At 68.3% G+C, this 23,980-nt stretch carries 24 protein-coding genes and 5 pseudogenes; 13 read left to right on the top strand and 16 right to left on the bottom strand.

Features of this window, described 5'->3' with window-relative positions:
* The first annotated feature begins 13 nt into the window (after positions 1-13).
* Positions 14-919 (top strand): SMP-30/gluconolactonase/LRE family protein, encoded by a 906-nt coding sequence (locus tag OG371_RS26820; protein WP_329057934.1) that lies wholly within the window; start codon positions 14-16, stop codon positions 917-919.
* Between the two features lie 305 nt (positions 920-1,224).
* A pseudogene (locus OG371_RS47485) lies at positions 1,225-1,391 on the top strand (transposase); the annotation flags it as partial.
* Positions 1,392-2,931: 1,540 nt separating this feature from the next.
* On the opposite strand, the gene OG371_RS26810 reads toward OG371_RS47485, so the two are convergent.
* Entirely contained in the window at positions 2,932-3,927 is a 996-nt protein-coding gene (locus OG371_RS26810; RefSeq protein WP_329057932.1) for an SDR family oxidoreductase, read from the bottom strand.
* A 146-nt stretch (positions 3,928-4,073) separates the two neighbouring features.
* Between OG371_RS26810 and OG371_RS47480 the strand changes: the two are divergent.
* The 3 genes and pseudogenes from OG371_RS47480 to OG371_RS26795 all read left to right on the top strand — a co-directional run.
* Positions 4,074-4,559 (top strand): annotated as a pseudogene (locus tag OG371_RS47480) (SDR family NAD(P)-dependent oxidoreductase); the annotation flags it as partial.
* A gap of 70 nt (positions 4,560-4,629) precedes the next feature.
* On the top strand, positions 4,630-4,893 hold the full coding sequence (locus OG371_RS26800; RefSeq protein ID WP_329057929.1) for an SDR family oxidoreductase: 264 nt from the start codon (positions 4,630-4,632) through the stop codon (positions 4,891-4,893).
* A gap of 105 nt (positions 4,894-4,998) precedes the next feature.
* Positions 4,999-5,952, top strand: coding sequence for an NADP-dependent oxidoreductase (locus tag OG371_RS26795; RefSeq protein ID WP_329057928.1), 954 nt, complete (start codon positions 4,999-5,001; stop codon positions 5,950-5,952).
* Between the two features lie 21 nt (positions 5,953-5,973).
* Here the strand turns inward: OG371_RS26795 and OG371_RS26790 are convergent, their stop codons facing one another.
* Together OG371_RS26790 and OG371_RS26785 are read right to left on the bottom strand one after the other, a co-directional pair.
* A complete protein-coding gene (locus OG371_RS26790) occupies positions 5,974-6,576 on the bottom strand; it encodes a TetR family transcriptional regulator (RefSeq protein ID WP_329057927.1) in 603 nt (200 codons plus the stop codon).
* Between the two features lie 9 nt (positions 6,577-6,585).
* Entirely contained in the window at positions 6,586-6,864 is a 279-nt protein-coding gene (locus tag OG371_RS26785) for a hypothetical protein (RefSeq protein WP_329073466.1), read from the bottom strand.
* On the opposite strand from OG371_RS26785, the gene OG371_RS26780 reads away from it, so the two are divergent.
* Entirely contained in the window at positions 6,838-7,050 is a 213-nt protein-coding gene (locus OG371_RS26780) for a hypothetical protein (RefSeq protein WP_329073275.1), read from the top strand. The genes OG371_RS26785 and OG371_RS26780 overlap by 27 nt on opposite strands.
* Positions 7,051-7,671: 621 nt before the next feature.
* Here the strand turns inward: OG371_RS26780 and OG371_RS26775 are convergent.
* From OG371_RS26775 to OG371_RS26745, 7 genes are all read right to left on the bottom strand, one after another.
* Positions 7,672-8,268, bottom strand: a complete 597-nt coding sequence (locus OG371_RS26775; RefSeq protein WP_329057926.1) for a DJ-1/PfpI family protein — start codon at positions 8,266-8,268, stop codon at positions 7,672-7,674.
* 410 nt (positions 8,269-8,678) lie between these two features.
* Positions 8,679-9,608 (bottom strand): ROK family protein, encoded by a 930-nt coding sequence (locus OG371_RS26770; protein ID WP_329057925.1) that lies wholly within the window; start codon positions 9,606-9,608, stop codon positions 8,679-8,681.
* Positions 9,605-10,609: an SIS domain-containing protein gene (locus OG371_RS26765; protein WP_329057924.1), complete on the bottom strand. Its 1,005-nt coding sequence runs from the start codon at positions 10,607-10,609 to the stop codon at positions 9,605-9,607. The genes OG371_RS26770 and OG371_RS26765 overlap by 4 nt, the downstream gene beginning before the upstream one ends.
* Before the next feature lie 27 nt (positions 10,610-10,636).
* Positions 10,637-12,142 carry a GMC family oxidoreductase gene (locus OG371_RS26760; protein ID WP_329057923.1) on the bottom strand — a complete coding sequence of 502 codons (1,506 nt, stop codon included), beginning with the start codon at positions 12,140-12,142 and terminating at the stop codon, positions 10,637-10,639.
* A 33-nt stretch (positions 12,143-12,175) separates the two neighbouring features.
* The gene (locus tag OG371_RS26755) at positions 12,176-12,934 is read right to left on the bottom strand and encodes a DeoR/GlpR family DNA-binding transcription regulator (RefSeq protein WP_329057922.1); all 759 of its coding nucleotides are present in this window, start codon (positions 12,932-12,934) and stop codon (positions 12,176-12,178) included.
* Between the two features lie 26 nt (positions 12,935-12,960).
* Positions 12,961-14,448: an APC family permease gene (locus OG371_RS26750; RefSeq protein ID WP_329057921.1), complete on the bottom strand. Its 1,488-nt coding sequence runs from the start codon at positions 14,446-14,448 to the stop codon at positions 12,961-12,963.
* A gap of 194 nt (positions 14,449-14,642) precedes the next feature.
* The gene (locus OG371_RS26745) at positions 14,643-14,945 is read right to left on the bottom strand and encodes a hypothetical protein (RefSeq protein ID WP_329057920.1); all 303 of its coding nucleotides are present in this window, start codon (positions 14,943-14,945) and stop codon (positions 14,643-14,645) included.
* Between the two features lie 119 nt (positions 14,946-15,064).
* Between OG371_RS26745 and OG371_RS26740 the strand changes: the two genes are divergently transcribed.
* A complete protein-coding gene (locus OG371_RS26740; RefSeq protein WP_329057919.1) occupies positions 15,065-15,229 on the top strand; it encodes a hypothetical protein in 165 nt (54 codons plus the stop codon).
* A gap of 703 nt (positions 15,230-15,932) precedes the next feature.
* On the opposite strand, the gene OG371_RS26735 is transcribed toward OG371_RS26740, so the two are convergent.
* On the bottom strand, positions 15,933-16,829 hold the full coding sequence (locus OG371_RS26735; protein ID WP_329057918.1) for an oxidoreductase: 897 nt from the start codon (positions 16,827-16,829) through the stop codon (positions 15,933-15,935).
* 687 nt (positions 16,830-17,516) lie between these two features.
* Between OG371_RS26735 and OG371_RS26730 the strand changes: the two genes are divergently transcribed.
* On the top strand, positions 17,517-17,708 hold the full coding sequence (locus tag OG371_RS26730; RefSeq protein WP_329057917.1) for a hypothetical protein: 192 nt from the start codon (positions 17,517-17,519) through the stop codon (positions 17,706-17,708).
* A gap of 598 nt (positions 17,709-18,306) precedes the next feature.
* On the opposite strand, the pseudogene OG371_RS26725 reads toward OG371_RS26730, so the two are convergent.
* A pseudogene (locus OG371_RS26725) lies at positions 18,307-18,540 on the bottom strand (SDR family oxidoreductase); the annotation flags it as partial.
* A 262-nt stretch (positions 18,541-18,802) separates the two neighbouring features.
* Here OG371_RS26725 and OG371_RS47475 point away from each other — a divergent pair.
* Together OG371_RS47475 and OG371_RS26720 are read left to right on the top strand one after the other, a co-directional pair.
* Positions 18,803-18,934, top strand: a pseudogene (locus tag OG371_RS47475) (6-phosphofructokinase); the annotation flags it as partial.
* Positions 18,935-18,968: 34 nt separating this feature from the next.
* Positions 18,969-19,412, top strand: a pseudogene (locus OG371_RS26720) (6-phosphofructokinase); the annotation flags it as partial.
* A gap of 395 nt (positions 19,413-19,807) precedes the next feature.
* Here OG371_RS26720 and OG371_RS26715 read toward each other — a convergent pair.
* Positions 19,808-19,960, bottom strand: a complete 153-nt coding sequence (locus tag OG371_RS26715) for a hypothetical protein (protein ID WP_329057915.1) — start codon at positions 19,958-19,960, stop codon at positions 19,808-19,810.
* A gap of 94 nt (positions 19,961-20,054) precedes the next feature.
* On the opposite strand from OG371_RS26715, the gene OG371_RS26710 reads away from it, so the two are divergent.
* Positions 20,055-20,318 carry a hypothetical protein gene (locus OG371_RS26710; protein ID WP_329057913.1) on the top strand — a complete coding sequence of 88 codons (264 nt, stop codon included), beginning with the start codon at positions 20,055-20,057 and terminating at the stop codon, positions 20,316-20,318.
* Positions 20,319-20,349: 31 nt separating this feature from the next.
* Here OG371_RS26710 and OG371_RS26705 read toward each other — a convergent pair whose 3' ends face one another.
* A complete protein-coding gene (locus OG371_RS26705; RefSeq protein ID WP_329057912.1) occupies positions 20,350-20,949 on the bottom strand; it encodes a TetR family transcriptional regulator in 600 nt (199 codons plus the stop codon).
* 68 nt (positions 20,950-21,017) lie between these two features.
* Here OG371_RS26705 and OG371_RS26700 point away from each other — a divergent pair, with 68 nt between their 5' ends.
* Positions 21,018-21,842, top strand: a complete 825-nt coding sequence (locus OG371_RS26700) for an SDR family NAD(P)-dependent oxidoreductase (RefSeq protein WP_329057911.1) — start codon at positions 21,018-21,020, stop codon at positions 21,840-21,842.
* Between the two features lie 307 nt (positions 21,843-22,149).
* On the opposite strand, the gene OG371_RS26695 is transcribed toward OG371_RS26700, so the two are convergent.
* The gene (locus OG371_RS26695) at positions 22,150-22,671 is read right to left on the bottom strand and encodes an IS110 family transposase (protein ID WP_329057910.1); all 522 of its coding nucleotides are present in this window, start codon (positions 22,669-22,671) and stop codon (positions 22,150-22,152) included.
* 69 nt (positions 22,672-22,740) lie between these two features.
* Between OG371_RS26695 and OG371_RS26690 the strand changes: the two genes are divergently transcribed.
* Positions 22,741-23,016, top strand: a complete 276-nt coding sequence (locus OG371_RS26690) for an OB-fold domain-containing protein (RefSeq protein WP_329057909.1) — start codon at positions 22,741-22,743, stop codon at positions 23,014-23,016.
* 25 nt (positions 23,017-23,041) lie between these two features.
* Here OG371_RS26690 and OG371_RS26685 read toward each other — a convergent pair whose 3' ends face one another.
* Positions 23,042-23,971, bottom strand: a complete 930-nt coding sequence (locus OG371_RS26685; protein ID WP_329057908.1) for an AraC family transcriptional regulator — start codon at positions 23,969-23,971, stop codon at positions 23,042-23,044.
* Positions 23,972-23,980 lie beyond the last annotated feature (9 nt).

Genomic DNA, 23,980 nt, shown 5'->3' with positions numbered 1-23,980 from the left:
GGACCACCATTTCATGACCACTCCCACCGTGCTTGCCGAAGGATTCGCCTGCGCCGAGAGCCCCCGTTGGCATGCGGGAGAGCTGTACTTCTCCGACATGTACGGCCATGCCGTCATCGCCGTCACCGAAGCGGGATCAACCCGGATCGTCGCGGAAGTCCCAGAGGTTCCCACCGGACTTGGCTGGCTGCCCGACGGCCGCCTCCTGATCGCCACCCAACGTGGCCGACGGGTCCTCCGCCAGGAACCCGACGGCACCCTCGTCACACACGCCGACCTCGCCGGAGTCACGATTTCCAACCTCAACGACATGTGGGTCGACTCTCAGGGCCGGGCCTACGTCGGTGAGCTCGGCTTCGACGCCGAAGCACTCTTCGCCGAAATCGTGCAACAGCACACCAGCCGCGAAGCCGCCGTCAACGCGCTCATGACCACCGTCAGGGAACAGCACCCAGGCCGTATCCACCTCATCGAGCCGAACGGCGAACACCGCATCGTCGACAGCGCCACGATCCTCCCCAACGGCATGACCGTCGACCCGGACGAAACACACCTCTACATCAACGCCAGCCTCGCTCCCGCCGTCCTCAGATTCGACGTCGCCCCCGACGGAACGCTGACTGCCAAAACCGTGATCACCGACCTCACCTTCCCACCCGACGGGATGTCCGCCCTCGACACCGAAGGCGGCTTCTGGATCGCAGACGCCGAAGGCCACGCCGCGCTGCGTCTCACCCCTGACGGGGACGTCACCGACCGCATCGAAACCGACCGCAAGTGCCTCGCCGTCGCCCTCGGTGGCACCGACGGCAACACCCTCTTCCTCTGCACCACGCACAACAATGACGAGCACGAATCCGTGAACCAGCGCGGATCCCAAATCGCGACCGTCCGGGTCACAACCCCTCTCGCCATATGACTACGGATGTAGCAGCGGTCCTCCTTGATCCCTGGCCGAGTCCAAGGAGGAATGGCTCTGAGCCATCGCTTCTGAGCCCGCGCCACCATGTGGGTTCACAGCATGTCGCTCCGACACGCCACCGAGGGCGAGAACAGAGTCCCTCCCGACGCTCAGCAGCGCGCGGACATCGGCAGGGACTGTTCCAAGATCGGTGTTTCCGGCCCGACACGCCGGGCCGGAGGTCCGGCGGGATGGGCACTGTGAGTGATAACACCAGCTTCAGCAACCCGTCCGGGCCGGTCAACGCCAGCCCGCGGGCCTTCGAGCATCTCGGGCACGAGAAGCACCAGGCGGAGCCTGGCCGGGAGTCGACGAATGCGCGAAACGGCACTCGATCGAAACGGTGATCTCGGATGCCGCGGGCGTGGTCGGTATCGGCCTGCCGCGGGGCCAGGAGAGCACATTTGAGCCGCAGATCGTGAAGAAGCGGCACCACGGCCGCCACCACGGTGGCGGCGGCAACCAATACACCGCGTTTGCGCAGGCGCGTCCACGCGCCGTCCGTCTTCGCCGGTTCCGGCGGCGCGCCGACAACAACGCTGTTCGAGCCGCCCGTTGAGGGCTGTAGTTGATAACGTTGCGGTCGCCGGTCACGACGAACCGAACGGCTTCCCGGTCGGGGACCTCCTGCTCGGCGGGGCTCATCGAGACCAGCTCGGACAAGGCGGTGCGGATGCGGACCAAGGTGCCGCGTAGCGCGGCCCGCGAGACCTCCCAGTACACGGAAGCCACCCTGGCCTGACGGCCCTCGTTGGCCTTGTTCAGGTAACTCACCAGCGCACCGCCCGCCACCGGTGCCAGGTGGATGGGGTCTTCCTCACGGGCGGCAAGTGCCTCCAGCTCGCCGAGGCTCTGGTTCGGCGGAACTTCCTCGAGCGTGAGCTCGCGCCGGATGGCTTCAGGGAACTCGCTGGTGAATAGCTGCTCGGCAAAGCGGATGTCCTGCGGCGGGACGAATCGCGACACCGAAGCCTTGACCTCCGCGCGCAGGTCAGCGGGTAGTTCAGGTAAAGTTTCCAGACACGCAAGTGCGACCAGAGAGCGTGTGAGTGCGTTTCGACCCTCGATCGAGAAGCCCTTCGATCAGCGTCACGCATTGCTTCGGCTGGGCATGCCCGGCCGCGAAGACGACCACGTCGCGCCACTCGTCTCGGTAGGCGTTCTCGAGCAACACGCCGATGTCGTCCGCTTCCCCCCGCGGCCTTGGCTGCGAGGTACTCGCCGAATGTCCGGTGCACGAAGTCGCTCCGGCCGGGCTCACGCAGCACACCCGGTCCGGTCCAACAGGTGCCGGAAAACTTCCTGTGAGCCGGAATCCACCTGTCCCATCGCCCTGAGAGTCGCCGCGATCCGCGCCTCGGCGTCGTCGGCCGGGACGTCAGTGTCGCCGTTGCGGACATCCAGTACGCCAGACGACGCAGCAATACTCCCAGGAGGCAGCCGAGTTCCACCGTCGCAGCAACGTCTCCCCCGACGCCGGCCGGAACGGGACCTCGACGATCTCCTCCCCGGAAGTCACCGATCGTGGCCGCGCTGAAGGTCGGCAGCCGGAAGCCATCGCCAACTTGCGTCTGCCACCCGCGCCGAAGGGCGTCGAATCCACGCGCCGAGGCACCTGGGAACGTGGCGTCCAGAGGGAACGGCCCCGCCTGACCCGTCGGCCTCCGCTTCAGTCCTGTTCATCGCTCCGACGCTCTCCCGTGTCGCTGAGGTTCTATCCGGGATGACGCTGTGGTTCAAGTGCACGCGGTGCCGAGCATCCTAGGCTCCGGTTGCGGGGTCAAACCTGGCTGTCCGAAGCAGACGAAAGACTGTCGGGGTTACCGCTCTGACCGGCCAGGCCGGCGGCGTTGATCCTGCGCAGATCCTCGTTGCCGATCCGGGCGAAAACCGGTGTGATGCACACTGATCAATTGAAGCCCTTGGTTCGATCTTCCTTCTCTAGCAAGAAGGAATGATCGACCAGAGGCTCACTCATGATCGGCAGGGTCTCCATCGATCACGCAGACGTTAAACTCAAGCTCGTTGAGATGTTCGTGCTTTTGGGTGGGCGGGGTGGCGTCGGCGTAGTAGTGGTCTTGCGCAAGGTCGGCCAGGAGGCCAGCTTCGCGTGGTTGCCATCCGAGTAGTTCGCGTGTCGCGGCGCTCGAGGCGGGGATGTCGGAGGCGTAAACGTGGGTCACGACACCGAAATGGTCGTGGGCGTCGTCCTCGGCGATCGACACTGCCGGCACCTTCAGGCCACGGCCGATCGTTTCCGCGATCTCGCGGGTCGTCACGCCTTCGTCGTCGATAGCGTGCAGGATCGCGCCCGCTGGTGCCCGCTCGAGCGCAAGCTGGAACAGCGCAGCCGCATCCAGGCGATGTACCGCCGGCCACCGATTCCGCCCATCACCGATATACCCCGAGAAACCACTGCTGCGCGCGTGGTCGATGAGTGTGCGGAGGAACGGGCTAGGGTCTCCGGGGCCGTGCACGGTCGGCGGCAACCGCACCACACACGCCCCCACCCCACGCTCCCGCAGGGACGTCGCGACCTGCTCGTTGCGGAACCGGACAGCCAATGGATGGGCAGGATCCGGGGCGTCCTGCTCATACCCGACACGTCCCGAGGGAAGCCCCCCGGTCACCGACGCGACGACCAGAGGACGGCCCGACCCTTCCAACGCCGCCCCCAGCGTCTCGATTGCGCGGCGTTCGGCCCGGGAGGCCGAGTCGAAGCCTCCCGAGAACGCCACATCGTGATCGAACGCCAGGTGCAGCACCCCCTCCGCCGACGCCGCCCCGGAGCGAAGACTGTCCAGATCGTCCAAACTACCCCGCCGCACCTGCGCACCCAGCGACGCAACCACCGACGCCGAACGCTCCGAACGCGCCAACCCCACCACACTATGCCCCGCCGACAACAACCCCGACACCACCGCAGACCCGACCCAACCTGACGCACCCGTCACGAAAACCCGCATACACCCTCCAATACCCAGTTGCGCTGCCTGTCCGGGAAATCAGACGACCCGGCACTCCCCTGCGGACTATCGACCCTCACCGGCCGACGAGACTCGAAAGCCGAGGACCAGCCGGTATCGGCCTTGTTCCAACAACAGTGTTGTTCATGCTACGTTACCAACAACTATGTTGTTGGGCTTGCTTGGCCTCGTCGAGTGGAAGAGACATGAACATCGACCTGTCGCGAAAAGTTGTCGTGATCACTGGTGCGGCGCAGGGCATTGGCCGGTCTCTCGCGCTCGGCCTGGCGCGCGAGGGTGCCCGAATCGTCGTGGTGGCGCGCGACCGTGAGCGCGCTCAGGCCGTGGTCGATGAGATCGCCGGCCGGCCCGGGGTCGAGCTGGCGATTGCCGTCGCGGCCGATGTCGGCAGCGAGGCAGACGTTCAGCGAGCCGTCAGCGAGACCGACAGCGCTTTCGGACGCGTCGATGCACTCATCAACAACGCGGGGTGGATGCCTAAGCTGTCCCGCGTGGTGGACGTTGATGTCGACACACTCGAGCGCGTCTGGCGGTCCAACGTCCTGGGCTGCGTTCTGACGACCAAACATTTCGCACCGCTGATGGTTCGTGGCGGCGGCGGCCGGATCATCTACATGTCGAGCGCGATCGGCACTCAGGCCGGTCCGGGTATGGTCCCTTACGGGGGGGACCAAGGCCGCGTTGAACATCCTCAACAACGTCGTACATCAGGAGCTTGCCGACGCCGGCATCCGCACTGTGGCGATCGCACCGGGGCTGACCTTGACGCCCGAAATGCGCGGCAGCGTCGGCGAGGGCCACGTCGAGCGGGTTGCGTCCAGCTATCCTGGCGGGCGGCTCGGCCAGCCCGATGACCTCGTCGGGCTCGTCGCGTTTCTGTGTAGTGAGGCCGCGACCCACCTGTCCGGGACGGTGGTCAGCGTCCGCCCACCGGTGGGGCGCTGAGTGTGAAGGCCAAAACCCGACGGCCTGGCTGTTCGCGCGCTCGCGGCACGGCTCGCCGGGCGCAGTAGAGCGTAGGTCGCGGAGACCGGGAGAAAGGACCGAAAGATGAAAGCGATTGCTGTCAACAGGTTCGGGGACTCGCCCCAAGTTCTCGATTTGCCCGATCCTGAGCCGGGTCCGGGCGAAGTACTCGTCGGCATGCGCTTCGCGTCGATCAATCCGGTGGACTGGGTGGGCGCGGACGGCGGGTTGACCGAGTTCACGCCGAATCGGTTCCCGTTGATCTTGGGCTTCGATGGGGTGGGCCGGATCGAGGCCCTGGGTGCGGGCGTCCTGCGGTTCGCCGTGGGTGATCTCGTTCACGGTCAGTTCTGGGGCGACGTTCTGGAGTTCGGGACTTATGCGGAACGCCTCACGATCGTGGAACGGCCGGCTTTCGGGGCGCTGCAGATGGTTCCCGATAGCGTCGACCCGCGCCTGGCGGCGGCACTCCCGACTGCGGGCATGACCGCGGACGGGGCGCTCGAGCGGGTTGGCTGCCAGGCGGGCCAGACCCTGCTCATCCTGGGTGCCACCGGCGGTGTGGGTGTACTCGCCACCCAGTTGGCCGCGCAGGCCGGCCTGACTGTCATCGCCACCGCACGCGACGACGCCCGCGCACAAGTGCGGCGCCTCGGGGCCGCCGAAACGATCGACTATGGCACGCAATCAGTCGACGACGCGCTCGCGGCTTCATGCCCAGGGGGCGTGCACGGAGTGCTCGACCTGGTGGGGGATCCTGACGGGCTCGCCGTCGCTGTACGCCATCTGCGGGACGGTGGGCGCGCGGTGTCTATCGCCTACGGCGTGACTGACAAGCTTGCCGCACAGGAGCGGATCACCGCGGCCAACTACCTGCTCGATGACAAGCCCGCGCGTCTGCGACGGGTCAGCGAGTGGCTCGCATCCGGGCGCCTGGAGATTCCCATCGACCGGGAAGTCGACCTGCGGCAGGCACCCGAGGCCGTCGCGGCGGCCCGACGGGGCGGGGCCCGCGGCAAGACCCTGATCCGCATCTGATGCGAGGCAAGCTTGGCCTGGTCAGGCGCGGTGCCCGAGCGCGAGCAGCTCGGCGGCGCGGACCGCACTCGCGCGACGACGGCGGCCGGCCGCCGCGGCGGTTCGAGAGCCTCGCTCGGTCATGCGCGCGATCTGAGGGACAGCCGACCACCAGGCCGTGATCGCGATGAGCAAGAAGAGCAAGTCGCCGGGTGGGATCTCATCGCTGAGCGTGCCGTCGCGCTGGGCTTGTGCGATCACCTCGACCTTGTGCTGATAATGCTTGCGCCGTTCGACCTCATCAGGCACCGGCTGTGAGCCAAACACCAGCGCCTCCCATTGCAGGAGGCGCTGCAGCCGGGGGTTGTTCGTGTGGTAGTCGAACAGCTTGCCGGCGAAAGCTCCGATTTCTGCGATGCTGGCGGCGTCGAGGGTGACGGCCTCGGCGATCGCGAGCAACTCGTCGCCGAGCACGTTGGCGAAAAGGCCTTCCTTTCCACCGAAGTAGGCGTAGACACGCTCTCGATTCACTCCTGCCGAACGAGCGATCTTATCGACGGTCGTCCCGTCGGGACCGCTGGCGGCAAAAAGCTCGCCGGCAGCCCGTTTTAGCCGGGTCGGGATATCATCCGAGGTCAGCGTCACGGGATCAGCTTATACCGACCGTTCGGTTACCTCCACAAGCCGATAGATGCAGCCCTGGCGGTCAAACGTGACCGCTACGTCACTCAAGATCATGAACATAGCGGCATCTCTGGTTTTCCGCGGCGGCGGTGCGGCCCGCGACTCCAGGGCCATCGTTCCGCCGCCACGGCCGAAGATGCCTACGCCAACATCGCCGTGATCACCAAACGCGCCGGCGACGGCTCCGCGCTCAGCTGCGCTTCCGTTCCCACCGTCGTGGCCATGCAACTCGACCAGCTCGACGTCCATCCCGGCAACCGAATCCTGGAGATCGGCGCCGGAACCGGCTACAACGCCGCCCTGCTGGCCCGGCTAACCGGCCCCGCGCCAGGCCAGGTGTCCGGGGTACTCCTGTGCCGCCCGGCCTTGTGCAAAACGATACCCGCCGTGAGGCCTACGATCCCACCGCCCGCCACTACTGCTCGCCTGGGGTAGTTTTCCGCCATTGCAGACATTTTGCTTTCGGGGAGTGTGGTCACCGTCGCGTCATCCTGGAAGGTCGACGCGTATTCCTGGGGTTCCCAGTAGCGCGGCGGACAGGTGGTGGTTCGCTCCATCCATGTCGCGCCATGGCATTACCCTTGGGAAGACGGCGGAACGCCGTGGCTTCTTGATGTCGGTCTGGACGAGCCTGACCTTGGCCAGGATTTCCCCGGTTGCGGCGGTCCAGGTGAAGGGCGTGGCGGTGACGTTCCAGTGCGTGATGTAGTCGCGGATCTGCGCGATCAGGACCTTGACCGAGGTGAACGTGCCGCGGCGGATGGACTGGCGGGTGATGATCCCGAACCAGGTCTCGATCTGATCGATCCAGGATCACCCCTCGGGGGTGAAGTGGAACCGGACGCGAGGATGCTTCGCCAGCCACGCCATGACCTCCGGTGCGGTGCGGGTCGAGAGGTTGTCCAGCACGACGTGAACATCCCTGCCCGCGTGGCAACTCCTCCGGAGGTGTCGACCACACCGCCAACGGAACGCGCTGCGAGTGCCTCGCCGGTAGTGGCGTCGGGGGTCTGGACATCTGGGGCGTGGATGTCACCGGAATGGGTGCCCGTGTGATCACGACCGTCGCCACACCGCTCCGCGCTGCTCGTACTCCAGCACCGCTTCCGCTCCGACGGCGACCGCAGACCCCAGTTCGCGCGTGACCAGCCACAGCGCGAGGTCCAGCCCCGAAGTGACACCGGCCGAAGTGACGAGGTCGCCGTCGTCGACGACCCGGGCGTCGATCACCTGTGCCTGCTGTGCGGCGAGGTCGGCCTTGGCGAGGTGGTGCGTGGTGCACGGACGGCCTTCGGTCAGGCCCGCGGCCGAAAGCACCATGACGCCCGTGCAGACCCCGGCGACCAGGACGCCACTTCGGTGCGCGCGGCCGAGGTCTCGCAGGAGGGCTTTGTCTTTGATCAGGGCGTGGACGCCAGGACCGTCCTTCATGCCGTAGCCACCGCCGGGAACGATGAGGACATCGCCGTTGGTGGGATTCCACGTCGCGGAGACGGCGAACCTGGTGCCGAACGTGCCGACGACTTCGCCGGGCGCGCCGGGCATCACGAGCGTCACCTCGACCTGGCCGCCTTGGTGACCGGCGTGCCCCAGCACCGCGACGGGCCCGATGACGTCCTGCTCCTCGACGCCGTCGAACACCAGGATCTGCACTCGCAGGCGCCTGGAACGCGGCTGGGCCGCGGCCGTCTCCGCAGTTCCGAGGGGTGCAAGTGCCGCAGCGCCTGTCGAAGCAGCGGAGAGACGGAGAAAGTCCCTGCGTTCCATGATGAACGCCTTCCTGTCGTCGAGTCCTGACGTCCACAAGTCGTGCGTATTCCGCTCGAAGTTCCCGCATCCACGCAACTTGGGCCATTTGCCCGGAGGAGAAGCTGAACCTGGCGAGCGTGGACGCCGCCGACGTCAACGGGTACCGGGCCGGCCGCGCTCGGCCGCCGCCACTCCGTCCAGTCCCACATCGCCTTGTCGCAAAAAGGGAAACCGGCGTCGCCGAGCACGGTGACATCCGTCCAGGCGAGGCCGAAGCCTCACAGGTGAGGTGTCGACCAGCCCCTGGCAGACCCCTATTTCTTCGAAGTATGGGTCAGCGTGACAGCGGGTGTGGTGTCGGAGGCGAGCACGGCGGCGCCGATCGCACCGGACAGGTCGCCCAGCGCCGCCTCGGAGTAGGGCGTCGACACGTCGAATCCGCCGGCCCTGTGTAGCGCGGTGTCCAGCCCGGAGGCGAAGTGCGGCAGATAGGCCGCCGCGCCGCCACCGAACACGACTCTGTCCGGCTTGAAGATCGTCAAGAGGGCGCTCGTGCCGAAGCCGACGGACTCACCGTACTGGCGGAACAAGGCGGCCGCGTCGTTGTCGTATCCGGCTATGCCGGCCAGCTCGGCGGTGCGGCCTTGGGTGAGGCGATCCAACGCGGTCCGGCTGGCGAGCTGCTCCCAGCAGGTCGCCAGTCCGCAGTAGCAGGCCGCCGGGGCGCCTGGAACCGGAATGTGGCCTGCCTCGGGGTGTGTGCCGTCGGCGGCGCGGAACGGCCGGCCGCCCAGCAGGACGCTGACCCCGACGCCGGTGCCCAAGGTGACCATCAGCACGTCCGCACTGTCCTTCGCGGCCCCGTACGTGGCTTCCCCGATCGCCGCGGCCACGGCGTCGTTCTCGATTGCGCAGGGGACGCCCAGCTCGGCCTCCAGCAGGCCGGTCAGTGGGATGTGGCTGAACGCGGCCAGGGTGTCGTCGTTGCGGATCACGCCGCGAGCGTCGACGGGGCCGCTGGCACCGATGCCGACGGCCGCGACCGCGGCGTCGCCCGCGACCGCGCGGATCAGCTCGGCCAGCACGCCGGGCCCCGACGCCGTGCGGGGCGTACGCACGGTCTGGTGGGCCCGGACCTCGCCGCGAGAATCGAGTGCGACCACTCGGGTACCTGTTCCGCCGAGGTCGACCCCGATCACGACCTGGCCACCGCGCTGGGGCGGGGGCTGGTTGGATGGGCTCACAGTGCTGTGGTGATCTTGGTGGCGTAGGTGAAGTCGCCCGGGACAGTGCCCCGGGCGCGGGAGATCCGCACGGTGAGCGACTGGGCCACGGCGGTGCCGGCGATCAGCTGCTGCACGGTGTCGCCCGCGGGCGTGGCGATCGTCTCCGCCCCTGGCACCCGCAGTCCGCCGACGAGGACGACCGTCGCCCCGGTGGCGACGAGGTCCTTCGCCAAGCGGACCACCGATGGGCGCGCGTCGGGGGCCGCGCCGAAGAGGACGGCTGCCAGCCCCGGCCCTGCCAGTTCGAATGGGCCGTGCCGAAACTGGCCACCGATGTAGCCCTCGGCGGCGACCTTCGCGGCCTCTTTGGTGATCAGGCCGGCATAGAGGGCCGTGGCGGCGTGGTCGCCGTAGCCGACGAAGGCCAGGCGCGGCATCGAATCGATCGCCAGTTCGTCCGCGACACGATTCAGTATTGGCGCGTCGGGCGCCTGGCCGACCGAGGACGCGAAGTCGGCGTACCGCCGGTCCGCTTTGCCGAGGAGCCGGTCGATGAGGCGTTCGTGGGCAGCGAGGGTGTTGGTATAGCTCTTGGTGCTGACGGTGGCCTCGTCACCGCTACACAAGGGCAGGAAGATGTCCGAGCGCTCCCCGAGCGGGCTCGCCGCCGCGTTCGTCACGCCGATGAGCGTTCGGGCGCTGAGATCGTCCAGAAGAGACACGATCTCGCCGCTGGCCCCGGACTGCGATGTCGCCACCACGAGGCTCTGGCCGGTGACCAGCTCCGGCGAGTCGAGCAGCTGCCCGGCATCCACCCACCAGGCCGGCAGCCCCGCCGCGACGAGGCGGCGCCAGGACCGCAGAGCCCCGAAGTGGGACGAGCCCATCCCTGTGAACACGATCCGGTCGAAGCGGCGGAGGTCGAGCTCGCCCAGACTCTCGGGTAACGACGAGGACGCGAAGGCGCGCAACGCCTCGTCCTGGTCGGCGATGTCGCGTTCGAAAGGGGTGACAGACATGGGTGTATCGCTCCTTGTTCGCGGGGTTCAGGCGGTCACGGCGTCGGCCGGGGCGAGCCCGAGCAGCCCGGCCGCGATCCGGGCGCCGATCATGGCGACCGGCAGGTTCGGGTTGCCCCGGGTGATGGCGGGCATCACGGAGGCGTCCGCGACATACAGGCCGCCGACTCCGCGGACGGCCCCGTCCGCGCCGACGACCGCCATCGGATCGCCGGCCGGTCCCATCCGGCAGCTGCCGGCCGGATGGCAGTAATTCACGATGCGCGACAACGGATCCGAGTCTTCGTTCGCGGCCTTCCCCAGCACCGCCGACAGTCCGCGCTCCGCGGTCATCTCGCGCAGCAGCGTCAGTGCCTCGGAGAGCACGGCCCGGTCGTGGCCCGCCGGGTCAGAGCCGTAGTTGTGCTCGATGCGCGGGGCGGCGTCCGGTGCGGCGGACGTGAGGCTCACCTGGCCCGCGGACACGGCCCTCATCGCCCCGCCGTAGAGGCTGATCGGCGGCAGTCCCGGGTGACCGGAGTTCGCCCCGGCCACCATGAACACGTGGATGTCGTAGGGGCCGTCGTCGCAACGCGAGGACTTCCCCCTGCCGATGGTCTGCTCGTCCGGGTGCCACGACATGCGCTCCATCTCCTCGAGCAGCCCGTCACGGCCGTGGAAGTCGAGCTGAACGCACGGGTGGTCAAGGAGGTTGCGGCCCACACCGGGCAGGTCCGCGACGACGTCGACGCCGACCGACCGGAGCTCGTCCGCTGCCCCGATGCCGGAGCGGAGCAGGAGCGCGGGCGAGTGATACGCCCCCGCGGCCACGATCACCCGGCCGGCACGGATGGTGCGCGGCCCGTCCGGCGTGTCGGCCAGAACCCCAACGGCGACGCCGTGCTCGACGAGCAGCCTGCTCACGGTGACGCCTGCGGCGATGGTGAGGTTGGCGTGCTCGCGGACCGGGTCGAGGAACGCGAACGCGGCGTTCCACCGGGTGCCCTCGACGATGTTGACCGGCATCGGGCCGATGCCGGTCGCGGCGTCGAGGTCGTCGAGGTCGTCGGCGAAGGGCAACCCTGCGGCGAGACCCGCGTCCACGAACGCCGCCTGCGGCACGGTCAGCTCGTCCGTGCGGTAGCGCCGCACCCGGAACCGCTCGTGCACCCATTTCAGGAGAGGTTCAACGGTGGCGGACTCCCAGCCGGGGTTGCCCGCCGTCGCCCACCCGTCGTAGTCGGCTCGGGCGCCGAGCGAGGCAGTGCAGCCGTTGTGCGAGGAGCAACCTCCCAGCATGCGCGCCCGGGGCAGGTCGGTCCGCGCCTTCCCGGCGTCTGTCAAGCACCAGTCGTGCGACAGCGGGATCGAGGCAGCGTCGAGGACATCCGCGGGCCACGCGCCGCACTGGTGGGGCCCGTAGTCCGGGCCGGCCTCGAGCAGCAGGACCTGGCGCGACGAGTACGAAGCGAGGGTGGCTGCGCACGCCGCGCCACCTGTTCCGCCGCCGACGACGATGGTGTCCGTTTCGGGCGGGATGGAGAGTCCAGGCACTGTTACCCCTGTGTGTTGGTGGTGCGGAAGAATTCAGACGACGCGGAGCTCCGCGCCCGCGTCTTGCAGGGCCTCGAGCTGTTCGGAGGTGAGGCCCCCGTCGGTGAGGACGAGGTCTGCGTCTCGCAGGCTCGCCACCCGGGAGAAAGCGGTCTGGCCGAACTTCGACGAGTCGCACGCGACGATGCACCGTCCTGAGGAGTCGAGCGCGGCGCGCTTGACCGCGGCGTCGTCCACGTTCCACTCGGTCAGCCCGGCCTTGGTGTCCACACCGGACACTGTCATCACGTAGGTGTCGAAGCGGTGGTCGGCGAGTGTGCGCAGGGCGGGCGGCCCGGAGACGCTCAGCTCGCCGTGGCGCACCCAGCCGCCCGGGGTCATGACCCGGGTGTTCGGCGACGAGAGGAGGATCTCCGCGACCCTCATGTTGAGGGCGCACACGATGAGGTCCCGGCCCAGGATCGCCTCGGCGACGGCCTTTCCGGTGCTGCCGCCGTCCAGCACGATGGTCTGGCCGTCGGCGATCTCCTGCGCCACCGCATAGGCGATCGCTTTCTTCTCCTCCACGTTCAGCCGTGACCGCAGGGTGAACGGCGGCTCGAAGCTGCTGCCCGCTGCCCGCGCCGCGCCGCCGTGCGTCCGGCGCAACAGGCCGTCCTTCTCCAGCTGGACCACGTCGCGCCGTACGGTCATCTCGGAGACGTTGAACCTCGCGCTCAAGTCGGCGGTGGACACCTGTCCGCTGGCCTGCAGCAACTCCAGGATGATCTTGTGGCGTTCTTCCGCGTTCACGGCTGGTCTCCTCGCTCTCTACTTGGTCAGCCGGCCGAGGCGGCGACGCCCGGCGCCGGCGTGTCCGGGAGCTCCCCGGCGTGCTCCATCCAACCGCGCCTGCCCCGGCGGAGGTTGCGGCCGACCAGGACCCCGATCCCGATGAGCAGGTAGGCGGCCGCCAGCACAGGGGCCAGGCGCACCGGCCAGTCGGGCAGGGGGACGATGCTCTTCCAGCCGATCACCAACAGTGCCGCGGTGGAGACGACCGGGCAGACGACGTAGGGCAGCACCTTGAACTCCGCCGGGCGGCGGGTTCGGAAGAACATGAACGCCGCCACGTTCATCAGGATGAAGATTGGGATGTAGACGAACGTCCCCGTGGTGCCGAGCAGGTTGAAGAGGTTGTACGGCCCGAGCGGGAGCCCGACGGCCAGGCACACCGCCAGCGCGACGCCCGACTGCGCGAGCACGGCGGTGACCGGCGTGCGCAGCCGGCTGTGCACGCGTGCCAGGCCCGAGGGCAGGGCGCCGGTGCGCGCCATCCCGTAGAGGGTGCGGCTGGCGCTGGTCGTGCAGGCGATGCAGACGCCGAGGCCCGAATTGACCAGCGCGATCAGGACCACGATGGACCCGCCGTCCCAGAGCCGGTCGGCCAGCACGAACGCGGGCGCCGTCGGCGAGTCCGCGAGGGTCCCCAGCGCGTCCGTTCCCCAGCCGACCTGCAGCCCCCACGCACAGACGACGTAGAACGCGCCGATCAGCACCAGGGAGCCCGCGATGGCGCGCGGGACGAGGCGCTTCGGGTCTTTCGACTCCTCTCCCACGGCGGCGGCCGATTCGAACCCGGTGAACGCGAAGATCGAGAGGACGATCGCGAGGAAGAAGCCCGACGAGTCGCCGATGTTCGCCGGGTTGAAGCCTTCGGCGTTCACCCCGCCCGGCCCAGGCGAGAACAGCCCGGTCAGCGAGAGGCCGAGCCCGACGGCGATCTCGAACAGCGACATCACCACCAGGAACCTGATGGAGATGACGATGCCTCGGTACGCGCAGGCGAAGCAGATCGCCAGGATGACCAGCGCGTAGGCCCACCACGGGACGCCGAAGCCGTACTTGGAGTCGAGCTCGTCGTGCAGGACCGCGCCGGTGAACGAGGCGAGCGCGGCCGGGACGATGGTCACCATCACTGCGTACAGCCACCCTGTGATGAAGCCCCACCTGGGCCCGATCCCTTGTGAGACATAGGTGTAGAAGCCGCCCGCGGACGGCAGGTGCCTGGCCAGCCCGGTCATGGGCACGGCCAGGACGAGGCACACGACGAACGCCGCCAGATAGGTGAGCGGGGCCGACGCGCCGGCCTGCCCCGTGTTGAACGCGATCGTGTAGAAGATGCCGAGCGTCGGCGAAATCTGCGCCACGGACTGCATCAGCACCCCGGCGAGGCCGACCGACCCCTTGCGCAGTCCCTGCCGGCCGTCGTCGGCCGCCGGTACCGGCCCGGCCGGCGCCGGGCGGGGCGAACCTGCGAGCGCCATGCGAACTCCCGTCTGTCGGTTCGGCGCCCTCGCCGGCTTCCGCCGGAAGAGCGCTTCACCCCCCGCCTGAACGTCTGATTGGAGAACTATCACATGCTCAATGTTCGTAGTCAACGTTAATGTTCGTTTAGATGTTCGTATTGTGAGCGCGGCAGGCCCTCGCGGTCTGTCGCCGAGCTGTCGCCCTCTCGCTGTCACGCCGCTGTGAGGCTGCGGAGGCACCGGCCCTGGGGGACTTCGGGGGTCACAGCGGCGCCGGCGGCTTCGATCACCCGGCCGAAGGCGCGGTGGACCGGGTCGCGGGTCAGCGACAGCGCCATGGAGATGTCCGCAGTGGACCAGCCCGTCGCGACGAGGTCGGCGACCCGCAGTTCCACCTCGTCCAGGCCGCCGAGCGCGACCGCACCGCGATCCTCGTGCCTGATGCCCCCTTCGCGCAGCGACGCCTCCGTCCTCCGCAGGTCCCACCGGGCGCCCAGCTCCGCGTACTGCCGCATCGCCCGCCGCCCGGGTAGGTGCTGCCGCGTTCACGGGAGTTCGGTCAGCACAATGATGTGGCCGACGCCCCGGTGTTCGCCGATTCCCGGGCATCGGTACTTCTCGAGACGGTTGCGCTGTGACGCTTCTGGGGGTTCTCGAAGACGACGAATACCTGCCCGACCACGGCGTGCTGGTGATCCGCGACCGCCACGCCGCCGACGAGGTGGAGCCGTGGGGCCACGAGCTGCTCGGCGAGCTGGCGACCGACGCGTTTGTTCGGCACGATCGCCACCGTCGGTGACGGCTGGGTCCATGGACACGCCGGTGCCCCCTACCAGGCGGTGCGGATGGAAGCCCACGACGAGCCACCGCAGATCGCCGTCGCCGAGTGGGAGGACGTCGTCGAGACGCCGTTCCACAGCCGCACCGGCCGGCTGGCCTTCGCAAGCCTCACCGGCGGCGAGCACGAGGGGCACCCTCGAACTGGGTCGGCGCGGGTTGTTCCGCGCCCGGGTAGCTCGCCGCCCGGCCACATCCGGGGAAGAGGGCGATGTCTGGCTGCTGCAGTTCTGGCCGTGCGAGCGTCCACCCTGACCAGGACAGGGCCTCGGGGACTCGATGCCGGTGTTGCGGTAACCAGTACCCGGATACCGAACTGATCCGCCTGAGTCAGCATCCAGAAGCAGGCGTGTGCCTGGTGTGCGCGCGATGGCTTCACCGACGGCCGTCCAACGCCACGACGACACCGATCACTCGCCAACCGGCCGGCAGAGGGGCGGAATCCGGAGAGTCCGCGCCGAGGTGATAGCCGCTGCCATGCCCGCGGCGGTGCTCAACCGCCAGCGACAGCTCCGCGACCGACCGCGCACAACACCGCATCAGTCAGCTCGAACAACGCGTCCGCCTGCCGGGTCAGACAACGGTAAAACTCCTGCCGCAACGCCGACAGCTCCCTGGCCGCTCCGACGCCCACCCCAACTGAAGGAAGGCCGGGCGCACGCGCGTCATCCGGGCCCGTCGCTGACGGCGGCGAGCAGCGGAACCACCAGGTCACTGACGGGGGTCGGGATGCCGTGCTGCCGCCCTCGTCGCTGCACGACCCCGTTGCGGACATCCCATTCGAGCGGCCGGCCGGCCTCCCGGTCAGCCAGGATCGAGGTACCCATGTCGGCCGGGTAGGCCCGGAAACTGTCGACGATCTCCCGGGGCACCGTGTCATCGAGGTCGGCACCTTCGGCCCGGGCCACGGCGAGACACTCCCGCAGGTACGCGAGCCCGAGTTCGGCGATGTCAGCACTGGCGAACATGCCGACGCGCCTGCCGGTGAGGGCCATCAGCCCCGCGAGTGCGTTCTGCATGAGCTTGCGCCACGCCATCGAAGAAAAGTCGGTCGCCAGCTCGACCGTGCACAGGCTCCGGGACAGCGCCTCGGACACCGCACGGCCCGGCTGGATGTCCGGCACCGTCAAGCGGGCCTCGGCCCGTAGCCACACCGACCCGTCGGCCTGAGCCTGCGCCGGAAACCACACGATACTGGGCAGTACCTGGCAACGAGGGGCATGGGCCGCGACGATGGCTTCCTGCTCGACTCCGTTCTGGAGAACGCAGACCACAGTGTGGGGCCGGCACAGCGCGATCAGCCACGGCGGGGCCGCCTCGACCTGCGTCGACTTGACGGCCAGAAAAACGAGATCGATCGGGGTCACGTCCTCGGTCACCTCGACCCGGACAGGGCCGGGCACGACGATCTCGCCCGTGGGGGTGTGCAGCGCGAGCTGGTCACGAGCCGTGCGGCCGTACAGCCTCGGCGCGCGTCCCACCTGATGCAGCGCCGCCGTAACGGCCGTACCGATCGCTCCCGGGCCGACCACAGCGACATTCGAAGCAGTGGACGTCGTCATCCCCCGATTGTTACCCGGACCCAGGCAGCATGATCAACCCAGACCATGCTTCGGTCATCGGGGACGAAGCTGTGAGGACCGATCCGACGCGCCAGAAGAAGCAAAAGTGTTCGACAGTATCGCCGAACCTGATCGGTACGCTCCGGAAGGCAAGTTGACGGCCTCGCGGGCCGACGTCAGGCAGTTTGCGCGAAGGCTGTGACCAGGTCTTGCCTCTCCGGCAGAGGCGGCTACCGGCCGGCGCCTCTCCCTCGAACCCGAGCGCGACGAACCGCCGGTGGTGCTCTCGGCTTGGCCGGAACCCGCGGCCTCGGGCCCGCCGGTAGGGACTTGATCGTCGGACTCCCGCGGTTCAAGATCGTCACCGTGAGTGGATATTCGCGTGTAGCTCTCACGCGGGTCAGCCGACCGCGATGCCACACTGACCTGCGAGAACAAACTATTCTCAGGAGGTATACACACGGCGTATACGCCACCGGTATAGTGATCACCGCTGCTCACCGAGGGAATCGCCGAGGCGCCCGCGGACGTCAGCCCGCTGGAGGCGGTCGCGGCTGGCCTCGAATGCGCGTCCGGCGCCATGGGGCCGGCTAACCGCGAACTCGGTCCCCGCCTGAAGGCCGCCGTCGCGGCCAGCACCGAGCTTCAGAACGGGACGCGCTCAAGAGCGTCGGCCTCGCGGCCGCCATGACCGCCGCGCTCCTCGCCCGCGGTGTCCCCGACTCGACCGCGCACCTGGCGGCCGAGTTGGGCGTCCGCACCTTCAAGCGGGGCTACGCGGAGTGGTCCGAAGGCGAGCGCAATGACGAAAAAGGGCTTGCGCACTACGCGCTGGCCGCACTGCACGATCTGCGTGCGGCCACGGCGTCTCTGGATTGACGAACGCTGCAACGCCCGGGCTTTCGGCACCGACCCACCGGTCGACCCGGAACCGGTCGCGGCCCGCTTCACCCCCACCGCCAACCTCGGCTTCCATCATCTGCCAAGCCGCTCGCACGGCCGACATGCCGCCGCAGGCTTACGCTCTCATGTCGCTGATCGCAAGGTGCCGATGAGCTACCCCGCGCCCTCCCGCCGGCCGCTCTGGCCGGGAGCCGGGATCGTGGTCATCGTCTCCTCCGGCACGCGCCCGGCTGCACGTCGAGCACCGTGCCATACGGCGTGTACCGCTTCTCGTGCACGACGACGGGCGCAGCGCACTCGCCGCTCGGTGACCGACGCACCAGCCCGAGACCGGCCGCGCCGCCAGCCGCAGTGGCGCAGCTAGGCCCGACGCTCACCCGTGCGGTTGGTTGGCCCCCAACGGAAAACTCGTTGCCGCCCACATCGCTCCCAACACCGAGTAACGCGCGGCGGACGGCAGCCCCATGAGCACGGTACCGACGGTGATCAGTCGGCGAGCCGGACCAGTGCCTTGCCACGAGGAATAGCGCAGGCTTCGAATATCGACTCTTCACCAGTCCGGCGTGCCCGATGGTCATGCCAGGCTTCCTCCGTCGACGACGACGGTCTGTCCGGTCAGATAGCGGTTGTCCTCGCTGGCCAAGAACGCGACCACGCCTGCCACCTCGTCAGCCGTCGCGAGCCTCCCCAGCGGTATCTCCGCGCGGTACGCGGCGAGCGCTGCGGGGTCGTCGGGCCAGTTCGGGTTGGCGAATTTGCCGGGCGCCACCGTGCAGGCCAGCACCCCGGCGGGCCCATAGCGCACGGCGACCGAGCGTCGACGGTGGGAAACTCACTACCACTCTGGACCGCGCAGCTGTTGCCGACCTGGAAATTCTCGCTACCTGATGTGGCCCGACGGCAGCGATTGTTCGCTTCTACGGGATCGCCGTAGGGAGTTCCCCCATTGGCGCCGGCCCGCGCCGGTTGTTCAATGGACCCGTGGCGCACATCGGCATTTTGACCAGCGGGGGCGACTGCCCGGGACTCAACGCCGTGCTGAAGGCCGCCTTCGTCCGGAGTGAGCGGACATACGGCGACAGGCTTTTCGGTTTCGCGACGGATGGCGCGGCGTGCTCGAGAAGGAAGTGATCGACCTCGACTGGCGGGCCGTCCGGGGCATCGCGAAGCTGGGCGGCACGATCCTGGGTACGTCGAGGACCAACCCGCTGGGCGAGGGACGGCGGGTACGACGTCGTCCGGACTCACCTCGAGGACCTCGGCCTGGACGCGGTGATCGCGATCGGCGGGGAGGGCACCCTCGCCGCCGCGCATCTGCTCGCCGAGGCCGGCCTGCCGATCGTTGGTGTTCCGAAGACTGTCGACAACGACCTGGCCGCGACCGACTACTCCTTCGGCTTCGACACAGCGGTGGAGATCGCCACCGAGGCGATCGATCGCTTGGGCACCACGGGTGAATCCCACCACCGGTGCATGGTCGCCGAGGTCATGGGACGAAACGTCGGGTGGATAGCACTGCACGCCGGAACCGCCACCAGCGCGCACGCGATCCTGATCCCGGAGTTCCCGGTGTCGCTGGACGAAATCGCGGCATGGGTGGCGGAACCGTTCCGTCGCGGCAGGACACCTCTCCACCAGAAGGCCACGACCGGGCGCGCCCGTCCGCCATGTGAGGGTTGACGGCGGTGAGCAGAGAGTGCTCGTGGACGGCGGGCATGACAACGTCGCGTAGCCGTGGTCGTCGAACAGAACGGTCACCCGGTCGTCTTCCGTGGACCTCACGGTGCCGCAGCCCAGTCCACGTGGCCCACCGTGCTGTTGACGGCGAACGCGCCACCACCGGGCGTATGCCTCTCGGCGGTGTCGGCGGTGCAGGTCCCGCAGCTGCTCCAGGGCCGTGTGAGCTGCTCCCTGACGTCGCCGAGGAGGTGCTGCCAGCAGGAGCCGGTGGTCTCGGCGTCGGCCACGGAGACCGGCCGGTTCCCCGGACACCTGGAGGTGAGCCACGCCGAGCGTGAGCTCATCGCCCCACGGCAATGCCGAGGCCCTCCTCCGGATCTGACCGGCGGAGGCAGTCAGAAGCCAGTCGGGAGTGGCTGCTCGTCCGCTGCCGAAGCCTCGAGGGCGCGCAGCGCCAGCCGGAACAGCAGCGCCCTGTCTTCGGTGTCGAGATGGGCGAATATCTCGTCGTTGGCGCGTTCGACGACCTGCTTGCCGCGCTCGATCATCTCAGCTCCGACAGGGGTCAAGGACAGCACGCGCCGCCTGCGGTCACGGGGGTCCGGCTCCCGTCGGCCGGCCGCGCGGTTTCCCAACGCGGTGATGGTGCACACCCGGTTCCATGCCTCCTGGCTGAACCCGGTGGAGGTCTTCTTTTCCGTAGTGCAACGCAAAGTCTTGTCTCCCAACGACTTCACCGACCTGGACGAGGTCGAGCAACGAATCGTCGAGTTCGAGAAGCGCTACAACGCGACCACCACACCGTTCCGATGGAAGTTCACCCGCGACGACCTGCATGCCCTGCTGGCAAGGATCACCGAGCACGAACGTCAGGAGTCCATGATCGAGCCTCCGCGCGCGGCATGATCACCCCAGAAGGACTTCCGAAACCGACCACTTAGGTGTGGCGGGTGATGGCGGCCATGGCGCGGTCGACGGCGTCACTGAGCGGGCCAGCACCGCCGGACGCGAGCCAGGAATGCTGCGCGGCGACCAGGCAACCGAAGGCCGCGGCGGTGAGCGCACGCGGCGTCGGATCGTTGACGGCGTACGGCGTACCGGCCGCCGCGGCGCGCTCGCGCAGACCGCCGACCACGGCGTCTTGCATCTGCTGCAGTTTCTGCAGGTAGGCAGCGAGCAGCGCAGGGGTCTCGAGGACCACCCGATGGACCGGTTCGGCGATCGCCTGCTGGCCCGGCTCGTCCAGCAGGTCGAACAAACGGCGCAACGACGCCCACGCCGGCTCACCGGCCGGCCGCGTGCGCAGCGTCTCGAGCATCTGATCTACCGCCAGGTCGAGCTTGCCGACGACGATCTCTTCCTTACTGGCGAAGTAGCGGAAGACGCTGCGCTGCGACATGCCGACTGCCGCGGCGATGTCGTCAATGGTCGTGGCCTCAAAGCCGCGCTCGACGAACAGGGCGAGCGCCGCCTCGCCGAGTTCGCGCTGCACCGCTCGGCGGGTGCGTTCCCGGACGCCGGGCTGCTTCAGCTTCATAGCGCGTCGATCATATCACCAGCAGTCTAAGTTGACGGTAACTGACAAGTTAGGCGTACGGTGTTGGCATGTACAAGACCATCGTGATCACCGGCGCCAGCGACGGCATCGGCGCGGCAGCCGCACGTCAGCTCCACCAGGACGGCCACCGGGTTGTCGTCGTCGGCCGCTCCCCGCAGAAGACCCAGACGGTCGCCCGCGAGATCGGCGCGGACCACTTTCTCGCCGACTTCACCCGCCTCGACGAGGTGCGCAAACTCGCCGCCGAGCTGGACGCCACCTACCCGCGCATCGACGTGCTCGCCAACAACGCCGGTGGGGTCTTCGGTGATCGCACCAAGACCGTCGATGGGTTCGAGAAGACCTTCCAGATCAACCACCTCGGACCGTTCCTGCTCACCCGGCTGCTGATCGACAAGCTGATCGCCTCCCGGGCGACGGTCATCCAGACCTCGAGCATCGGCGCGCGCCTGGCCGGCAAGCTCGACATCGACGACCTCAACCACGACCGGAAATTCGGCACGATACGGGCCTACAACGCAGCCAAGCTCGAGAACATCCTATTCACCAAGGAACTGCACCGCCGCTACCACGCCCAGGGCATCTCCACGGCCGCTATCCACCCGGGCAACATCGCGACCAGCTTCGGCACCCAGTCGGACAGCCGGCTCATGAAGTTCATCACCACCAACCGCATCACCCGCGCCATGTTGCTCACCCCGGAGAAGGGCGCCGACCAACTGGTCTGGCTCGCCGAAAGCAGGCCCGACGTCGACTGGGAATCCGGCGGGTACTACCAGAAGCGCAAGCTCACCAAGCGCATCAACCCCCAGGCGCTCGACCCCGACCTCGCCCGCAATCTCTGGGAACGCTCCGAACAGCTGATCGGCTGACCCATCGACCGGACCACACAGAGCCAGGTTCCGATGCACTGATCTGCCGCTGTCATCTCGCGGTCCGCCGTTGCGGGACTGTTCCAAGATCGGTGTTTTCGGCCCAATGCCAGCGTAAGACGGATTTGTCAAGTGAGTCGGGGCCTTGTCGCCTCCTCGGCTCTACGTAGCTGACAATGGGGCTGTTGGCCCAACAGCGTGCAATCGAGTTCGTGGAGGCAACGGGCCTGCTCAGGGTGTCGGTCCAGGTGGTCCTCAACGCCGGGTTGAGCTTTGCCCGTCCCTGGTCAGGGTGTCGTGGCCGCGTTCAGGCGGCGGTCTGCAGGTCGATGGGGCCGCTGGCGGCCTGTGCGTTCCAGGGGACGCGCTGGGTGACGATCACATGCAGCCAGCGCAGCAGTGCGGCGGCGAGGGCGGCGTAGGCCTGGCCGTGAGTGAGCGGGTTGTCCGGTCGGGTGGTCAGATGCCGGTAGCGGGCGGTGAGTACCGGGTTGTTCGCTTGGGCGCCCCAGATCGCTCGCCATGCGGCCAGGCGCAGTTTGGGTCGTCCTCGGCGGGCGATGCGGGTCCGGCCCTCCATGGTGCCGCTGGCGTTCTGGCGGGGGCAGAGCCCCGCGTGTTTGACGACTGCGCGCGGGCTGTCGAACCGTTTCATATCCCCGGTTTCGGCGAGGATCGCGGCCGCGCCGACGGCCGAGAGTCCCGGGATGGTGGTGACCAGGTTGGTGAGTTCGAGGTGATTCAGGACGTCGACCATGCGAGTCTCCACTTCGGACAGTCGGTGTTTGGTGGCGTGCCAGTCGGCGAGCACGGCGTTCTGGAGGGCCACCCGCCGGAACCAGCTGGTGGGTCCAGCGCTGCACCCACTGCACCTACCTGAGGTGGCCCCCAGTCCGGTGTGCCCGGAGTGCCAAACTCAGGGCAGACAGTGGACCGAGGTGCGCCCCACGGGAGTTCCGTGGAGCATCGCGGAGTACCACCGGGCGCTCAGCGCCGCCATCAAGACGACGTCCCGTACCCGGTCGGGCTCATCGAACTCGACGACGGTCCACGGATGTACGGGACCTTGATCGGCGAGCCAGGTTCGTTCGAGCAGGACCGTCCGGTGCGCGCGGTGTTCGTTCCCGTGACCGCGGCTGTCACCCTCACGCACTGGGAGCAGGCGTGGCGATGACCGACCCGGCGGCGCTGACGGATGATCAGGCGGCCGACCGGCCTCCGGCTTCCGATCGATATCGCCCCGGGGTGGTGCCGTACTCCTTCGCGAAGGCGTGCGAGAACGCATACGGACTGCTGTAACCGACCTTTCTGGCCACGGTGGCCAGGGTGTCCGTGGTGTCCCGAAGCAGAACGGCGGCGCGGACGAGACGCCACCAGGTGAGGTAGGCCATCGGTGGGCGGCCGACCAGGGGGGTGAAGCGGCGCGCCAGGGTGGGGCGAGAGACGCCGACCTCTGCGGCCAGCCTGTCATTGGTCCACGGGGCGGCCGGGTCGGCATGCAGTGCCCGAAGGGCCGCAGCCGTCACCGAGTCGGCGAGAGCGCCGGGCCAGGCCCGGTGGCCCGCATCGGTCATCCACGAGCGGATCATGAAGACGAGCAGGAGATCCAGCAGGCTCGGGAGCGCGAGGGAGGAGCCGGCGCGCTGCTCGTCCTGCTCACTCGCGAGAAGGCCAATCGCGGCGCGGAGTTCGCTGTGGCCGTCCGGCCGGCTGGGAAAGTGGACAACCTCCGGCAGCTGTGTCAGGAGTGGGTGGAGGCGACTGCGGTCGACCCGGTACTTCCCGCACAGCACCTCCGTCTCGCCGCGATCGTCTCGGGCACGCGAGCCTGCGTCCGCATGCCAGCGGTCGAACGGCGTCGCCGTGCCGACCGCGACCACCCTGTCGAGCGGCGAATCGGCGACCACATACCCTTTGCCGTGGGGCAGCAGCAAGACGACGTCACCCACACCGAGTGACACCGAGGCGCCGTCGTCGGGCAGCAACCAGCAGCCGCCCTTCATCACGGCGAGGAACGCAGCGCCCTCATAGGGGTCCAGGCGAACGCACCAACGTCCATCCATCCACACCCGGTCGGACGAGGGGTGCCCGAGGCGCACAGCAGAGATCGCATCGCCGAGCACGTCCACTCACCGAGC

Source organism: Amycolatopsis sp. NBC_01480 (genome assembly GCF_036227205.1).
In the GTDB taxonomy this organism is placed as follows: domain Bacteria; phylum Actinomycetota; class Actinomycetes; order Mycobacteriales; family Pseudonocardiaceae; genus Amycolatopsis.
The sequence above is the reverse complement of the archived record's forward strand: the minus strand, read 5'-3'. Positions and strand labels throughout refer to the sequence as shown.